Annotated in this window: 14 protein-coding genes; 10 read left to right on the top strand and 4 right to left on the bottom strand. The window is 58.2% G+C overall.

Translation table 11 applies throughout. The features are described 5' to 3' along the window. Positions 1–100 precede the first annotated feature (100 nt). Entirely contained in the window at positions 101–1792 is a 1692-nt protein-coding gene (locus MMG91_RS24245; protein ID WP_310660938.1) for a lactate permease LctP family transporter, read from the bottom strand. Positions 1793–2054: 262 nt separating this feature from the next. On the opposite strand from MMG91_RS24245, the gene MMG91_RS24240 reads away from it, so the two are divergent. After that, complete coding sequence (locus MMG91_RS24240; protein WP_305448137.1) at positions 2055–2822, top strand: GntR family transcriptional regulator; 768 nt, start codon at positions 2055–2057, stop codon at positions 2820–2822. A 121-nt stretch (positions 2823–2943) separates the two neighbouring features. Here the strand turns inward: MMG91_RS24240 and smpB are convergent, their stop codons facing one another. Further along, positions 2944–3426 carry an SsrA-binding protein SmpB gene (smpB, locus tag MMG91_RS24235; RefSeq protein ID WP_007900551.1) on the bottom strand — a complete coding sequence of 161 codons (483 nt, stop codon included), beginning with the start codon at positions 3424–3426 and terminating at the stop codon, positions 2944–2946. Between the two features lie 117 nt (positions 3427–3543). Here smpB and MMG91_RS24230 point away from each other — a divergent pair, with 117 nt between their 5' ends. The 3 genes from MMG91_RS24230 to MMG91_RS24220 are packed head-to-tail and all read left to right on the top strand — an operon-like array spanning position 3544 to position 5696. After that, positions 3544–4947, top strand: coding sequence for a sodium-dependent transporter (locus tag MMG91_RS24230; protein WP_310660937.1), 1404 nt, complete (start codon positions 3544–3546; stop codon positions 4945–4947). Between the two features lie 7 nt (positions 4948–4954). Next, on the top strand, positions 4955–5389 hold the full coding sequence (locus MMG91_RS24225; protein ID WP_007900547.1) for a type II toxin-antitoxin system RatA family toxin: 435 nt from the start codon (positions 4955–4957) through the stop codon (positions 5387–5389). Then, a complete protein-coding gene (locus tag MMG91_RS24220) occupies positions 5382–5696 on the top strand; it encodes an RnfH family protein (RefSeq protein ID WP_305448140.1) in 315 nt (104 codons plus the stop codon). The genes MMG91_RS24225 and MMG91_RS24220 overlap by 8 nt, the downstream gene beginning before the upstream one ends. 61 nt (positions 5697–5757) lie before the next feature. On the opposite strand, the gene MMG91_RS24215 is transcribed toward MMG91_RS24220, so the two are convergent. Continuing rightward, positions 5758–6285, bottom strand: a complete 528-nt coding sequence (locus MMG91_RS24215) for an outer membrane protein assembly factor BamE (RefSeq protein ID WP_310660936.1) — start codon at positions 6283–6285, stop codon at positions 5758–5760. Positions 6286–6382: 97 nt separating this feature from the next. Here MMG91_RS24215 and fur point away from each other — a divergent pair, with 97 nt between their 5' ends. Then, positions 6383–6787 carry a ferric iron uptake transcriptional regulator gene (gene fur / locus MMG91_RS24210; RefSeq protein ID WP_003197684.1) on the top strand — a complete coding sequence of 135 codons (405 nt, stop codon included), beginning with the start codon at positions 6383–6385 and terminating at the stop codon, positions 6785–6787. A gap of 75 nt (positions 6788–6862) precedes the next feature. Here fur and recN read toward each other — a convergent pair whose 3' ends face one another. Then, complete coding sequence (gene recN, locus MMG91_RS24205) at positions 6863–8536, bottom strand: DNA repair protein RecN (protein WP_310660935.1); 1674 nt, start codon at positions 8534–8536, stop codon at positions 6863–6865. Positions 8537–8777: 241 nt separating this feature from the next. On the opposite strand from recN, the gene grpE reads away from it, so the two are divergent. From grpE to carA, 5 genes are all read left to right on the top strand, one after another. Next, positions 8778–9344: a nucleotide exchange factor GrpE gene (grpE, locus tag MMG91_RS24200; protein ID WP_105339999.1), complete on the top strand. Its 567-nt coding sequence runs from the start codon at positions 8778–8780 to the stop codon at positions 9342–9344. Between the two features lie 102 nt (positions 9345–9446). Continuing rightward, positions 9447–11363 (top strand): molecular chaperone DnaK, encoded by a 1917-nt coding sequence (gene dnaK, locus MMG91_RS24195; RefSeq protein ID WP_305504464.1) that lies wholly within the window; start codon positions 9447–9449, stop codon positions 11361–11363. A 297-nt stretch (positions 11364–11660) separates the two neighbouring features. Beyond that, positions 11661–12785 (top strand): molecular chaperone DnaJ, encoded by a 1125-nt coding sequence (gene dnaJ, locus MMG91_RS24190; protein WP_007900528.1) that lies wholly within the window; start codon positions 11661–11663, stop codon positions 12783–12785. Positions 12786–12794: 9 nt separating this feature from the next. Next, a complete protein-coding gene (gene dapB / locus MMG91_RS24185; RefSeq protein WP_305504466.1) occupies positions 12795–13601 on the top strand; it encodes a 4-hydroxy-tetrahydrodipicolinate reductase in 807 nt (268 codons plus the stop codon). A gap of 259 nt (positions 13602–13860) precedes the next feature. After that, positions 13861–14997 (top strand): glutamine-hydrolyzing carbamoyl-phosphate synthase small subunit, encoded by a 1137-nt coding sequence (gene carA, locus MMG91_RS24180; RefSeq protein WP_305504468.1) that lies wholly within the window; start codon positions 13861–13863, stop codon positions 14995–14997. Positions 14998–15069: the final 72 nt, after the last annotated feature.

The following is a 15069-nucleotide window of genomic DNA, read 5'->3' as shown; positions in this document are numbered from 1 at the left end:
ATAGAGAGGGAAGCTTTCAGCAGCCTTGCAGACCCGGTTATGAATAGCTGACGCCGAGGGCGTCACCCGGCGTCGGTTTTTTCCGTGTGGCGTGTAGTTCTTAGTGCACCAGCATGCCGGTGAACCAGTAGGCTTGAGCCAAAGTGATCAGGCCGACGATTGTTGCAAAGAATAGGCTGTGCTTGAGGGTGAAGCGGAACAGATCCGATTCCTTGCCCACCAACCCGGTCGCGGCACAGGCCACGGCGATCGATTGCGGCGAAATCATCTTGCCGGTCACGCCGCCGCTGGTGTTCGCCGCCACCAGCAAGGTGTCGTTGACGCCGATCTGGTGTGCGGTGGTTGCTTGCAGCGAACTGAACAGTGCGTTGGACGAAGTATCGGAACCGGTCAGGAACACACCGAGCCAGCCGAGGAACGGCGAGAAGAACGGGAATGCCGCACCCGTACCTGCCAGTACCAGAGCCATGGTCGACGACATGCCCGAGTAGTTGGTGACGAAGGCGAAGGCCAGCACCATGCCGATGGACAGAATCGGCCAGCGCAGTTCGTAGACGGTCTCTTTAAAAGTGGTAAGACCAGTTTTAAGATTGATCTTCAGCACCAGCATCGAGATCAGCGCGGAGAAGAAAATCGCCGTGCCGGTCGCGGAAACCGGATCGAGTTTGAACACCGCCGGAATCGCCGTCGGGGCAGTCACGATCGGCGCGACCTTGATCACCATTTGATCCAGATGCGGAATCGCGAAGTTGAACACCCAGCCATACATCGAGCCGCCAGCGGCAAACATCGCCTTGAACGGCTTCAGCGTCCAAATGGTGACCAATACGGTGAGGATCAGGAACGGCGACCAGGCTTTGAAAATTTCCCCCAGGCTGTAGGGCGAAGCCACGGTGGTGCGCGGTTGGCCGAAACCACCGGCGCTGGCCACCACGGAAGCCGAGACCGCGCCGACGATGTGTGCACCAGCGGCGCGTTTCGGCTGCCAGATTTTCAGGAATAGCGTCAGGGAAACCAGGCTGGCCAGCGCCGAGGTGATGTCCGGCAGTTCCGGGCCGATGAAGTTCGAGGTGAAGTATTGGGTGACGGCAAAGCTCAAACCGGCCACCAGTGCTGCCGGCCAGGTTTCCCGAACACCGCGCAGGCCGTCCATCATGAACACCAGCCAGAACGGCACGAACAGCGACAGCAATGGCAGTTGGCGACCGGTCATGGCGCCGATCTTGAACGCGTCGATGCCGGTGACTTGCCCGGCGACGATGATCGGAATCCCCAAGGCACCGAAGGCTACCGGCGCGGTGTTGGCGATCAGGCACAGGCCGGCGGCGTACAACGGGTTGAAGCCCAGTCCCACCAGCAGTGCAGCGGTAATCGCTACCGGTGCGCCGAAACCGGCTGCACCTTCCAGGAACGCGCCGAAGCAGAAGCCAATCAGCAGCACTTGCAGGCGTTGATCATCGGTGATCGACAGCACTGAGCTGCGGATCACTTCGAACTGGCCACTTTTAACCGTCAGTTTGTAGAGGAACACCGCTGCCACGATGATCCAGGCAATCGGCCACAAGCCGTAGGCGAAGCCATATCCGGCTGCCGCGAAGGCCATATCTACCGGCATCTGGAACGCGAAGATTGCGACGGCAATCGACAGCGCGAGGGTAATGCTGCCGGCCACGTGGCCTTTGAGGCGGAATACGGCCAAAGCCAGGAAGAAAAATACGATGGGGATGACGGCCGCGAGTGCGGACACGCCGAGACTGCTGAGCGGGCTGTAGAGCTGTTGCCAGGTTTGCATATGGGGTGGCCCCTAATTGTTGTTGGTCAGGCACTGGTCAGCGTTCTTGGATAATTGGTAATACCAATTTACAATCGCTGTTGGCTAGGGTAAAAGCCTTGTATGCGGTGTGTCAATTTGCCGCCCTAAAACTTTTGTCGAATGAGCGGTGCAGAACGCATCTGATCTGTTCGATCAAACGTCGCCTGGTAGGTGCTGGCGCAGCGCCGATAGGCCAGAATAGAGAGCCCGGCGAGCCGCCGGGATCGTGGAGAATTGAGTGATGGGGTTTGATCAGATTCGGCAGCGCCGTTTGTCTGACGATATTGTCGAGCAACTCGAAGGGATGATTCTCGAGGGCACATTGAAGGCCGGCGAGCGCCTGCCGGCGGAGCGTGCGCTGGCCGAGCAGTTCGGCGTGTCACGCCCTTCGTTGCGCGAAGCGATCCAAAAACTGGCGGCCAAAGGTCTGCTGGTCAGCCGTCAGGGCGGTGGTAACTATGTAGTGGAATCTCTGGGTTCGACATTCAGTGATCCACTGTTGCATCTACTGGAAAGCAACCCCGAAGCCCAGCGCGATTTGCTGGAGTTTCGCCATACGCTGGAAGCATCTTGTGCTTACTACGCGGCAGTGCGCGCCACCGACGTGGACCGCGAGCGGCTGACTGCAGCTTTCGATGAATTGCAGGACTGCTACTCGCGCCATGATGAAGTGAGTCGGGCAGAAGAAGGCGCGGCGGATGCGAAATTTCATTTGGCGATCGCCGAGGCCAGTCATAACGCAGTGTTGCTGCACACCATTCGCGGTTTGTTCGACCTGCTCAAACGCAACGTTGTGACCAACATCGGCGGCATGTACAAACAGCGCTCCGAAACCCGCGACATGCTGATCGCGCAGCACAGAGAATTGTATCTGGCGATTATCGAAGGCAGGGCAGAGCAGGCACGGGAAGTTTCCAGTCGGCACATTTTGTATGTGCAGGAAGTGCTGGAAGAGGTGCGTCAGGAAGTGCAGCGCGTGGCTCGGGCGGAGCGGCGCAAGGGGATGTAGTTCTGTAAACGATCGTTCCCACGCTCTGCGTGGGAATGCATCCCGTGACGCTCCGCGTCACAACGCGGACGCAGAGCGTCCGCATTCCCACGCAGAGCGTGGGAATGATCAGGGTGGAAAATTAATCTTCCTTACCCTTGTTTCGCACCGCACGTTGCAATTCACGACCGGCGTCGCGCTCGCGTTCGGTATCGCGCTTGTCGTATTCCTTCTTGCCCTTGCCCAGAGCGATCTCGCACTTGACCATGTGCTTGCTCCAGTACCAGGACAGGCACACGCAGGCGTAACCTTTTTGCTGCACCGCGGCGGCCAGCTTTTCCAGCTCGCGCCGGTTGAGCAGCAATTTCCGGGTGCGGGTCGGATCAGCGATGACGTGGGTGCTGGCGGTCATCAGCGGCGTAATGTGGCTGCCGAGCAGCCAGGCTTCGCCATCTTTGAGCAGTACGTAACTGTCAACCAGTTGTAGCTTGCTTGCCCGCAAACTTTTTACTTCCCAGCCGGCCAGGACCAGACCAGCCTCGAACTTATGCTCGATGAAGTAATCGTGTCGCGCCTTTTTGTTCTGCGCGATGGTCCCTGTTGGGTGTTTCTTCTGTTTAGCCATAGGGGCGGCATTATAGGGAGTTGCAAGCGAGTCGGCTACGGTATCGCTACGTGCTTGAGCAGGTTGATTGAATCCCGGACAATGCGGCCTCTTTTTGAACGCTTGGGCGTGATAACGATGTCGACAGACAAGGTTTCTGTCCACGGCAGTTGGGCTAGCCGCTGGGTCTTCATACTCGCCGCGACCGGTTCGGCCGTGGGGCTGGGTAGTATCTGGAAATTCCCTTACATGGTCGGCGTCTACGGTGGCGGAGCCTTCGTGCTGATGTTCCTGGCCTGTATCGCGCTGATCGGTATGCCCGTCATGCTGGCCGAAACACTGATCGGCCGCCGCGCACGGCAGAGCCCGGCCAATGCCTTGAAGGTCCTGGCGCTGGAAGCGGGGCATTCGGCGAAATGGTCCTGGGGCGCATTTGCCGGGATGATCACGGCGTTGCTGATTCTGTCTTTCTATAGTGTGGTCGGCGGCTGGTCGCTGGATTACATCATCGACATGGGCCGTGGCGACTTCCAGGGTGTGACGCCTGATCAGGTCGGGGCTTATTTCGGCAATGTGATCGCCGACCCGTGGCGCCTGACACTTTGGCATACGATTTTCATGCTGCTGTCTGCAGTGGTGATCGCCAAGGGCGTGGTCGCCGGGCTGGAGCGCAGCCTGCGGATCATGATGCCACTGCTGTTCGTGATGGTGATTGTCCTGTTGGGCTACAGCATGACCACCGGCCACTTCATGGAAGGCGTGCATTTCATGTTCGACTTCCACCCGGAAAAAGCCCTCGACGGATTGCTGCCCGCCATGGGCCACGCGTTCTTCTCGCTGAGCGTGGGTGTCGGTTCGATCATGATCTACGGTGCCTACATGCCGAAAAACTCATCGATTTCTGGCACCGTCGTGGGCGTGGCACTGCTCGATACGTTCGTTTCGCTGGTGGCCGGTCTGGCATTGTTTCCGATTGTGTTCGCTGCCGGCCTGAACCCGAGCGAAGGCCCTGGCCTGATGTTCGTCAGCCTGCCATTTGCCTTTGGCAACGTAGTGTTCGGTCAGTTGATGGGCGTAGTGTTCTTCGTGCTGGTCGCAATTGCAGCCTGGAGTTCGGCGATTTCCCTGCTCGAGCCGATGGTGGCTTACCTGGTTGAGCGCACGAAGATCAGCCGCGCCTGGGTCACCTTCTGGTTGGCATTCATTTGCTGGTTCGTCGGTTTGGGCACCGTGTTTTCCTTCAATATCTGGAAGCAAGCCAAGTTTTTCGTGAACGAAGGCGGGATGTTCCACCTCTATCAATGGGGAGCCGCCGGTGGTCTGGACTTCTTTGGTGTGATCGATTTCTTCACCTCGCGGATCATGTTGCCACTCGGTGGTTTGTGTTTCGTGGTGTTTGCGGGCTGGGTGATGGGGCGTGAAGCGGTGCGCGACGAATTGTCGATCCGCCGTCCGGTGCTGTTCGCCCTGTCCCTGTTCTTGATGCGCTATGTGGCGCCCATCGGCATTCTTGTAGTGTTTGCCGCCCAGCTGTGGAAGTAACGCTGACATGACGACACACATTCAACGTTCAGCCCTGCTGCCGTATCCGGCACAAGCGCTTTATGACCTGGTCAACGACGTGGCCCGCTATCCGGAATTTCTGCCGTGGTGCTCGTCGGCAGAAGTCCTGGAAAGCACTCCTGAGCTTATGCGTGCCAGCGTCGGTGTGGCCAAGGGGGGGCTGAGTCAGCATTTCGTGACGCGTAACACCTTGGTGCCCGGGCATTCGATCGAAATGAACCTCGAGGAAGGTCCGTTCAGCCAGTTGCACGGCATCTGGGTGTTCAAGCCATTGGGCGAGAAGGCCTGCAAGATCAGTCTGGACTTGTCGTTCGACTACTCGGGACCGCTGGTGCGTGCGACGTTGGGGCCATTGTTCAATCAGGCGGCGAATACGCTGATGGACGCGTTTTGCCAGCGCGCGAAACAGAAGCATGGTTGAGGCTGTGATCGAGGTCGAGGTGGTGTATGCCGCCGTTGATCGTCAGGTGTTGTTGACCGTAATCGTGCCGATGGGTGCAACGGTACGGGATGCGTTGTTCAAATCCGGCTTGAGCAGCGAATTCCCTGAGCTGGATCTGGCCAGTTGTCCGGTTGGAGTTTTTGGCAAAGTGGTTGCTGAGCCGGCCATTCGTTTGGTTCAGGCGGGGGATCGCATCGAGGTTTACCGGCCGTTGCTTGCCGATCCGAAAGAGGTTCGCCGGTTGCGTGCAGCCAAAGCGGCCGAAGCCAAAGCCCGGAATCAGTGATCCGGTTAAACGCCAGACGATAAAAAACCCGGACATGCCGGGTTTTTTATTGCGTCGCAAATTACTGCGGCGAGGTTTCCAGCGGTTCTGGCGTCGGGACTGGAATGGTTTCCACGTTGTCCACGTCCTTCTGGATCTGGTCCAGCAGCGACCCTGGCTTGACCGGTTTTTCCGGCTTCGGCTTCTCGGCGTTTTCGGCAGGCGTGGTCACGGTAGTGTCACTGTCCTTGCCGAGAATGGCTTCGTCGCGACTCACGCCTGGCATGAAATCGCCAGAGAGGCTGACAAGTTGATCATTTGGGTTGAAGATAACGCTAATGCGTTCCTGTTGGCGTTCACCGCCACCCGGTTGCAGGCTGTACAGATAATCCCAGCGATCGGCATGGAACGTGTCGGTCAGCAGAGGGTTACCCATGATAAACCGTACTTGCCGGCGGGTCATTCCCGGGCGTAACTGGTCTATCATGTCCTGCGTGACGACATTGCCCTGCTGGATGTCGATTTTGTAAACCCCGGGGAATGAACAACCGGCGAGTGCGAGCAGTCCCACAAAGGTGAAACTGGTTAGCAAGAGCTTGGTGTTTTGCATCGGTGGGCGACTTCCACTATCTTGGCTGGGACAACGTAAACGCCGATCATACCCGCATTAAGAGAAGCTGCGAAGCAGCATCGCGAGAAAGCTGACCATGGTTGAAAATAGCGAACTACGCAAAGCCGGCCTCAAAGTGACCCTTCCACGGGTCAAAATTCTGCAAATGCTCGATTCCGCCGAGCAACGCCACATGAGTGCCGAGGATGTCTACAAGGCGCTGATGGAGGCTGGTGAGGATGTCGGTCTGGCCACGGTTTACCGTGTTCTGACCCAGTTCGAGGCAGCTGGCCTTGTGGTGCGGCACAACTTCGACGGAGGCCATGCGGTCTTCGAGCTGGACGACGGCAAGCATCACGACCATATGGTCAACGTCGAGACCAGCGAAGTGATCGAATTCTTCGACGAAGAAATCGAGCGGTTGCAGAAAGCAATCGTCGACAAGTATGGCTTCGAGATGGTTGATCACAATCTTGTACTGTACGTGCGCAAGAAAAAGTAAGCATGTCGCGCGAACCTTAGGTTCGCGAAACGAGCGAAGGCGACCCCAGGGTCGCCTTCGTGCTTTCTGCCGTTCTTAAATTTTCGCGGTAACGACCATCTTTTTCGCGTGAGCCAATGATTCTTTGGTGAGATCGATGCCGCCGAGCATCCGTGCCACTTCTTCGACACGATCGGTCTTGCTTAGTTTGGAGACGGCTGTATGCGTGGCGTCTTCACGGCGGACCTTGTGTACAAATAGATGTTGATGCCCCTGCGCCGCCACTTGCGGCAAGTGAGTCACGGTCAGAACCTGCCCACGCTCCCCTAGGCGTCGCAGCAACTGGCCGACAATCTCGGCGGTCGGGCCGCCGATACCCACGTCCACTTCGTCGAACACCAGGGTCGGTACGCGCGAGGTCTGTGCGGTGATCACCTGAATCGCCAGGCTGATACGCGACAGTTCGCCACCCGAAGCCACTTTTGCCAGGGCTTTCAAGGGTTGCCCTGGGTTGGCACTCACCAGTAGTTCTACCTGTTCGAGCCCATTAGGCAACAGTTCGCCGCTGCTGTTGGGGCGCAGTTCGATGGTAAAGCGGCCACCGGGCATACCCAGGCGCTGGATTTCCTGTTCCACGGCACTGGCCAGGCTGCTAGAGGCTTGATGCCGCAGATCGCTCAGCTCCCGAGCCTTCTCCTGATAATGGCGGGCATAGGAGGCCAGCTCATCGCTCAGTCGTTCGATGGATTCGTCATTGGCATTCAGGGTTTCGATTTCATCAAGTAGCTTCTGCTGCATCTCGGCGACTTCGGTTGGCTGGATGCGGTGTTTGCGTGCCAGGGTGTAAATGGCATCGAGGCGCTCCTCCAGGTATTGAAGGCGGGCCGGATCGGCATCGAAGTTGTCGAGAAAGCGGTTCAGCTCGCCTACGGCTTCTTCAACCTGAATCTGCGCGCTGGTCAGCAGGCTGCTGGCTTCGCCCAGGGCTCCGATTGAATTGTTCACGCTCGATAGGCGGTTAAGGCTGGCGGTCAGCGCGTTCAGTACGTTGCCGGAATCACTTTCGCTGCATTGTTCGACCACTTGCCGACAAATGCCCAGCAAGGTTTCGGCGTTGGTCAGGTTCTTGTGTTCCTGTTCCAGCTGCTCCAGCTCGTTTTCGCCGAGGCCGAGGTTTTCCAGTTCTTCGAGTTGGTAACTGAGCAGCTGATGACGGGCGCGTTGTTCGTCGCCGGAGTTGGAAAGGCGTTCCAGTTCCTGGCGGGTCTGGCGCCAGCGTTGGGCGGCCAGTTGCACCTGGCGGGCCAGGTCCGTGGCGCCGGCGTATTCGTCGAGTAGACGGCGGTGAGTATCGGTTTTGAGCAGGGATTGGTGTTCGTGCTGGCTATGGATATCGATCAGCAACTCGCCCAGGGCCTTCAGGTCGCCGAGGGGGCAGGGGGTGCCGTTGATATAGCCGCGGGAGCGCCCTTCGGCGGTGATTACTCGACGCAGAATGCATGGGCCGTCGTTCTCGAGGTCGCGCTCGGCCAGCCAGGCACTGGCTTCCGGAATGTCGATCAGGTCGAAGGTGGCCAGGATATCGGCCTTGTCGGCGCCCGGGCGGACCACGCCGCTGTCGGCGCGATCGCCCAGGGTCAGGCCCAGGGCGTCGAGCATGATCGACTTGCCGGCGCCGGTTTCCCCTGTGATGACGCTCATCCCGCGATCGAGTTCGAGATCGAGATGTTCAACGATGGCGTAGTTGTGTACAGACAGGTGCACCAGCATAAAGGCCGCTCCCAGGCTTTAGGTCTGGTTATTTATACAGTGTTTTGTTTCCGGCTGACAATGCCCCCTCTTAGGTCGATTTGCTTGCATTAAAGAAATCCTTAGTGCACCTGGGAATGACAATGCAGCTGTTTTTTGTAGGGTTAATCATCGGATAGCCCTTGAAGCTGAATTTTGCGGCCCCATATACCGGGGCAGAAGCGTGAGTTGAGCTCGCGGACGATATTGGAAGGAGAAAACTATGGCTGACGAACAGACAGTGGATACGCAAAATCTAGACGCCAACCAGGGGCCCGAGGCTTCGGGTGAAGACCTGGCGGCTCGTGTGCAAGTGCTCGAAGAGCAATTGGCTGGTGCGCAAGATCAGGCTTTGCGTGTAGCCGCCGATCTGCAGAACGTCCGCCGTCGTGCCGATCAGGACGTTGAAAAGGCGCACAAGTTCGCCCTGGAAAAATTCGCAGGCGACCTGCTGCCGATCATCGACAGCCTGGAGCGTGGCCTGGAGCTGTCCAGCCCTGATGACGAAAACATTCGTTCGATGCGCGAAGGGATCGAGCTGACCCTGAAAATGTTCCAGGACACCCTGAAACGCTATCACCTGGAAGCGATCGATCCTGAAGGCGAGCCCTTCAATGCCTTGCATCATCAGGCAATGGCCATGCAGGAAAGCGCCGACGTCGAGCCAAACAGCGTGCTCAAAGTGTTTCAGAAGGGCTACCAGCTCCACGGTCGTCTGTTGCGCCCGGCCATGGTCGTGGTCAGCAAGGCGCCTGCGCCGGTTTCGCCTTCGATTGACGAGCAGGCTTGAAATTAGCCGCAAGGCCCCCATTTAGAAGTCAAGCGTTTAAGTGCTACCGCAGTCAGCCACCACTGTTGCGGCATCCAAATCCAAAGTTTCGGGAGAGTGAACATGGGCAAAATTATCGGTATCGACCTGGGGACTACCAACTCCTGCGTCTCCGTGCTGGAAAACGGCAAGGCCAAGGTTATTGAAAACGCTGAAGGCGCGCGTACCACGCCGTCGATCATCGCTTATGCCAACGATGGCGAAATCCTGGTTGGCCAGTCGGCCAAGCGTCAGGCAGTGACCAATCCGCATAACACCCTGTACGCGGTGAAGCGTCTGATCGGTCGTCGTTTCGACGAAGAAGTCGTACAGAAAGACATCCAGATGGTCCCTTACAAGATCGTCAAGGCTGACAACAATGACGCCTGGGTTGAAGTCAACGGCCAGAAAATGGCACCGCCACAGATCTCGGCCGAAATTCTGAAGAAAATGAAGAAGACCGCCGAAGACTACCTCGGCGAGCCTGTGACCGAAGCGGTGATCACTGTTCCGGCCTACTTCAACGACAGCCAGCGTCAAGCCACCAAGGACGCCGGCCGCATCGCGGGCCTGGACGTTAAACGCATCATCAACGAACCGACCGCAGCCGCACTGGCCTACGGCATGGACAAGGCCAAGGGCGATCACACCGTGATCGTTTACGACCTGGGTGGCGGTACTTTCGACGTTTCCGTGATCGAAATCGCTGAAGTCGATGGCGAGCACCAGTTCGAAGTGTTGGCCACCAATGGCGACACCTTCCTGGGTGGTGAAGACTTTGACATTCGTCTGATCGACTACCTCGTCGACGAATTCAAGAAAGAAAGCGGCATGAACCTCAAGGGTGACCCGCTGGCGATGCAGCGCCTGAAAGAAGCCGCTGAAAAAGCCAAGATCGAACTGTCCTCGAGCCAGTCGACCGACGTGAACCTGCCTTACATCACCGCAGACGCTACCGGTCCTAAGCACTTGAACGTGAAAATCTCCCGCGCCAAGCTTGAAGCGCTGGTGGAAGACCTGGTTCAGCGCACCATCGAACCTTGCCGCATTGCGATGAAAGACGCCGGCATCGACGTGGCCAAGATCGACGACGTGATTCTGGTCGGCGGTCAGACCCGTATGCCAATGGTGCAGAAAGCCGTTTCCGACTTCTTCGGTAAAGAAGCTCGTAAAGACGTTAACCCGGACGAAGCCGTTGCCATGGGTGCTGCTATTCAGGGCGCGGTATTGGCTGGTGATGTGAAAGACGTTCTGCTGCTCGACGTCAGCCCGCTGACCCTGGGTATCGAAACCATGGGCGGCGTGATGACCGCGCTGATCGAGAAAAACACCACGATTCCTACCAAGAAATCGCAAGTGTTCTCGACTGCCGACGACAACCAGGGTGCAGTGACTATTCACGTGCTGCAAGGTGAGCGTAAGCAGGCTGCACAGAACAAGTCCCTGGGCAAGTTCGACCTGGCCGAGATTCCACCAGCACCACGTGGCGTGCCACAAATCGAAGTGACCTTCGACATCGACGCCAACGGCATCCTGCACGTCGGCGCGAAAGACAAGGCTACCGGCAAGACTCAGTCGATCGTGATCAAGGCCAACTCCGGTCTGTCCGAGGAAGAAATTCAGCAGATGGTTCGCGATGCTGAAGTGAACGCTGAAGAAGACCGCAAGTTCGAAGAGCTGGCCAGTGCCCGTAACCAGGGCGATGCCCTGGTTCACTCGACGCGCAAAATGATCGCTGACGCTGGCGATAAAGTGAGCGCTGAAGAGAAGACTGCAATCGAAGCAGCTGTGGTTGCCCTGGAAACCGCCATCAAAGGCGACGACAAGGCCGCTATCGAAGCCAAGGTTGAAGAGCTGTCCAAGGTTTCCGCGCCAGTGGCTCAGAAAATGTATGCCGACCAGGCTCAGCCAGCTGAAGGCGCGGCGCCGAAAGACGAATCGGCTGAAAAGGCTGACGACGTTGTCGATGCCGAGTTCGAAGAAGTCAAAGACCACAAGTAAGTTGTTGGTCGCCCGGTTGACTGCCTTCAGGCGGTGACTGGTAGGATGTCGCCGCGCGGGAGCTTGCTCCCGCGTTGGCGTGTCTGGAGTAAGCGAATTTTTACAGCATGCGACAACGCTCGGATGTTGGCGGTATGACCGGAAATGCTCCTGCTTTTCGAGTCGAAAGTACTGCATCGAATCAAAGACCAGGATCGTTGAATTGACGTGAGTTGGGTCCGGGCCTGTATTGGGGCTCAACGAGTTTGGCGAGGCTCAGGAGAGCTTTGCCGAACGTCCTTAAGAGTGCAAAGACTTATGGCAAAGCGTGACTATTACGAAGTATTGGGTGTTGAACGTGGTTCAAGCGAAGCGGATCTGAAAAAGGCCTACCGTCGCCTGGCGATGAAGCACCACCCGGACCGTAATCCCGATGACAAAGCGTCGGAAGATATGTTCAAAGAGGCCAACGAGGCCTATGAAGTACTGTCCGATTCCAGCAAGCGCGCGGCCTATGACCAATACGGTCATGCCGGTGTCGACCCGAGCATGGGTGGCGGCGGTGCCGGGTTTGGCGGTCAGAACTTTTCCGACATCTTCGGCGATGTCTTCAGTGACTTCTTCGGTGGCGGTCGCGGCGGTGCTCGTGGCGGCGCTCAGCGCGGCAGCGACCTGCGTTACACCCTGGAGCTGAACCTGGAAGAAGCGGTGCGCGGCACGACCGTGAATATCCGCGTTCCGACACTGGTCAACTGCAAACCGTGCGATGGCTCGGGTGCCAAGAAAGGCTCCTCGCCGATCACTTGCCCGACGTGCGGCGGTATCGGTCAGGTGCGCATGCAGCAGGGCTTCTTCTCGGTGCAGCAGACCTGCCCACGCTGCCATGGCCAGGGCAAGATTATTTCCGACCCGTGCGATTCCTGTCACGGCGAAGGTCGTGTCGAAGAGTACAAGACCCTGTCGGTGAAAGTGCCGGCCGGTGTCGATACCGGTGACCGTATTCGCCTGTCTGGCGAAGGCGAGGCGGGTGCGCAGGGCGGCCCGACCGGCGACCTGTACGTGGTGATCAATGTGCGCGAGCACGCGATCTTCCAGCGTGACGGCAAGCACCTGTTCTGCGAAGTGCCAATCAGCTTCGTCGACGCAGCGCTGGGTGGCGAGCTGGAGATTCCGACCCTCGATGGTCGGGTCAAGCTGAAGATCCCTGAAGGGACTCAGACCGGTAAGCAGTTCCGTGTTCGCGGCAAAGGCGTCGCGCCGGTTCGTGGTGGCGGTGCTGGTGACCTGATGTGCCGTGTGGCGGTCGAAACCCCGGTCAACCTGGGTCGTCGTCAGCGCGAATTGCTGGAGGAGTTGCGCAGCTCCCTGGCGGGTGACAACAGTCATTCGCCGAAAACCACCGGTTGGTTCGAAGGCGTGAAGCGCTTCTTCGGCGATTTGTAAGGAGTCGGCATGCGACGTATAGCTGTGATGGGCGCTGCCGGGCGCATGGGCAAGATTCTGGTCGAGGCGGTGCAGCAGCGCGCACCGCTGACCGGCCTGACGGCCGCCATTGTGCGCCCTGGCAGCACGCTGATTGGCGTGGATGCCGGTGAGTTGGCATCGCTTGGGCGAATCGGTGTGCCGCTGTCCGGCAGGCTGGATGCGGTGGCCGATGAGTTTGATGTGTTGATCGACTTCACTCTGCCTGAAGTCATGCTGAAAAACCTGGAGTTCTGCCGCAAGGCGGGCAAGGCCATGGTGATCGGCACGACTGGATTGGATGCCGCGCAGAAGCAGTTGCTGGTCGAGGCGAGCGAAGATATTGCGATTGTATTCGCGGCCAATTTCAGTGTCGGTGTAAACCTGTCGCTGAAGCTGCTCGACATGGCGGCTCGTGTGCTGGGCGATGACGCTGATATCGAAATCATCGAAGCCCATCATAGGCACAAGATCGATGCGCCTTCAGGTACGGCTCTGCGCATGGGCGAGGTGATTGCCAGTGCGCTGGATCGTGATCTGCAGAAGGTTGCGGTCTATGGTCGTGAAGGTCACACCGGTGTGCGTGAGCGTGAAACGATCGGCTTCGCGACTGTGCGCGGTGGTGATGTGGTCGGTGATCATACGGTGCTGTTTGCCTGTGAGGGCGAGCGACTGGAAATCACGCATAAAGCCTCGAGCCGCATGACCTTTGCCAAGGGCGCGGTACGTGCAGCTTTGTGGCTGGACGGTCGTGAGCCAGGCCTTTACGACATGCAAGACGTGCTCGACCTGCGGTAAGATGTGCCTGAAATCGGGTTCAAACATAGCGTTTGGGCCCGGTTTTAAACCGCCAAGCGACGTCCTGTCGCATTCTCCGGCCTTTAGGGCTCATTGGCGGTAGACCAAAAAAGCCTTTTTCTGTAAGCTACAGCTTTAGTGTGTCCACTAAAAGCGCGCAGAATAATTCGATGAAGAAGCGGGGTGACGTGTCCATACGTCACTCCGCTTTTTTACAACCTGCGATCGCCCTTTCAGGCTTTATTTACGGGAGGTCTTCTTGACTAAGCCAGCCATACTCGCCCTTGCTGATGGCAGCATTTTTCGCGGCGAAGCCATTGGAGCCGACGGTCAAACCGTTGGTGAGGTGGTGTTCAACACCGCAATGACCGGCTATCAGGAAATCCTTACCGATCCTTCCTACGCCCAACAGATCGTTACCCTGACTTACCCACACATCGGCAACACCGGCACCACGCCGGAAGACGCCGAGTCCGACCGTGTCTGGGCCGCTGGCCTGGTCATCCGTGACCTGCCACTGGTTGCGAGCAACTGGCGCAACACGATGTCTTTGTCCGACTACCTGAAAGCCAACAATGTCGTGGCAATCGCCGGTATCGACACTCGCCGTCTGACACGCATCCTGCGTGAGAAAGGCGCGCAGAACGGCTGCATCATGGCCGGTGACAACATCTCTGAAGCCGCCGCCATCGCCGCCGCCCAGGGCTTCCCAGGCCTCAAAGGCATGGACCTGGCAAAAGTCGTCAGCACCAAAGAGAAGTACGAATGGCGCTCGACTGTCTGGGATCTGAAAACCGACAGCCATGCGACCATTGAAGCCTCCGAGCTGCCATACCACGTGGTGGCCTACGACTACGGCGTCAAGCTGAACATCCTGCGCATGCTGGTCGAGCGCGGTTGCCGCGTGACCGTGGTGCCTGCACAGACTCCGGCCGCCGAAGCGCTGGCTCTGAAGCCGGACGGCGTGTTCCTGTCCAACGGCCCGGGTGACCCTGAGCCATGCGACTACGCGATCCAGGCGATTAAAGACGTGCTGGAAACCGAGATTCCGGTATTCGGCATCTGCCTCGGCCACCAACTGCTGGCTCTGGCCTCCGGCGCCAAGACCCTGAAAATGGGCCATGGTCACCACGGTGCCAACCACCCGGTCCAGGATCTGGACAGCGGTGTGGTGATGATCACCAGCCAGAACCACGGTTTTGCGGTAGACGAAGCGACCCTGCCAGGCAACGTTCGGGCGATCCACAAATCGCTGTTCGACGGCACCCTGCAAGGCATCGAGCGTACCGACAAGAGCGCCTTCAGCTTCCAGGGTCACCCTGAAGCCAGCCCTGGCCCGAACGACGTAGCGCCATTGTTTGATCGCTTCATCAACGAGATGGCCAAGCGACGCTAATCGCTCGCCCTGATGTAGCGAAGCCTGGGGGCGGTCCCGAAACCGGCGGCCCCCTCAAGGCTTCAGAGATTG

The organism is Pseudomonas sp. JL3 (assembly GCF_031570575.1).
GTDB classification, from domain to species: domain Bacteria; phylum Pseudomonadota; class Gammaproteobacteria; order Pseudomonadales; family Pseudomonadaceae; genus Aquipseudomonas; species Aquipseudomonas cucumis.
Note: the sequence above shows the minus strand (reverse complement) of the source record. Positions and strands in the feature narration are given on the sequence as shown.

What these genes read in the sequence shown, in the direction of transcription:
- MMG91_RS24245 (WP_310660938.1), bottom strand. Translation starts at nt 1,792, where the DNA reads ATGCAAACCTGGCAACAGCTCTACAGCCCGCTCAGCAGTCTCGGCGTG.
- MMG91_RS24240 (WP_305448137.1), top strand. Translation starts at nt 2,055, where the DNA reads ATGGGGTTTGATCAGATTCGGCAGCGCCGTTTGTCTGACGATATTGTC.
- smpB (WP_007900551.1), bottom strand. Translation starts at nt 3,426, where the DNA reads ATGGCTAAACAGAAGAAACACCCAACAGGGACCATCGCGCAGAACAAA.
- MMG91_RS24230 (WP_310660937.1), top strand. Translation starts at nt 3,544, where the DNA reads ATGTCGACAGACAAGGTTTCTGTCCACGGCAGTTGGGCTAGCCGCTGG.
- MMG91_RS24225 (WP_007900547.1), top strand. Translation starts at nt 4,955, where the DNA reads ATGACGACACACATTCAACGTTCAGCCCTGCTGCCGTATCCGGCACAA.
- MMG91_RS24220 (WP_305448140.1), top strand. Translation starts at nt 5,382, where the DNA reads ATGGTTGAGGCTGTGATCGAGGTCGAGGTGGTGTATGCCGCCGTTGAT.
- MMG91_RS24215 (WP_310660936.1), bottom strand. Translation starts at nt 6,285, where the DNA reads ATGCAAAACACCAAGCTCTTGCTAACCAGTTTCACCTTTGTGGGACTG.
- fur (WP_003197684.1), top strand. Translation starts at nt 6,383, where the DNA reads ATGGTTGAAAATAGCGAACTACGCAAAGCCGGCCTCAAAGTGACCCTT.
- recN (WP_310660935.1), bottom strand. Translation starts at nt 8,536, where the DNA reads ATGCTGGTGCACCTGTCTGTACACAACTACGCCATCGTTGAACATCTC.
- grpE (WP_105339999.1), top strand. Translation starts at nt 8,778, where the DNA reads ATGGCTGACGAACAGACAGTGGATACGCAAAATCTAGACGCCAACCAG.
- dnaK (WP_305504464.1), top strand. Translation starts at nt 9,447, where the DNA reads ATGGGCAAAATTATCGGTATCGACCTGGGGACTACCAACTCCTGCGTC.
- dnaJ (WP_007900528.1), top strand. Translation starts at nt 11,661, where the DNA reads ATGGCAAAGCGTGACTATTACGAAGTATTGGGTGTTGAACGTGGTTCA.
- dapB (WP_305504466.1), top strand. Translation starts at nt 12,795, where the DNA reads ATGCGACGTATAGCTGTGATGGGCGCTGCCGGGCGCATGGGCAAGATT.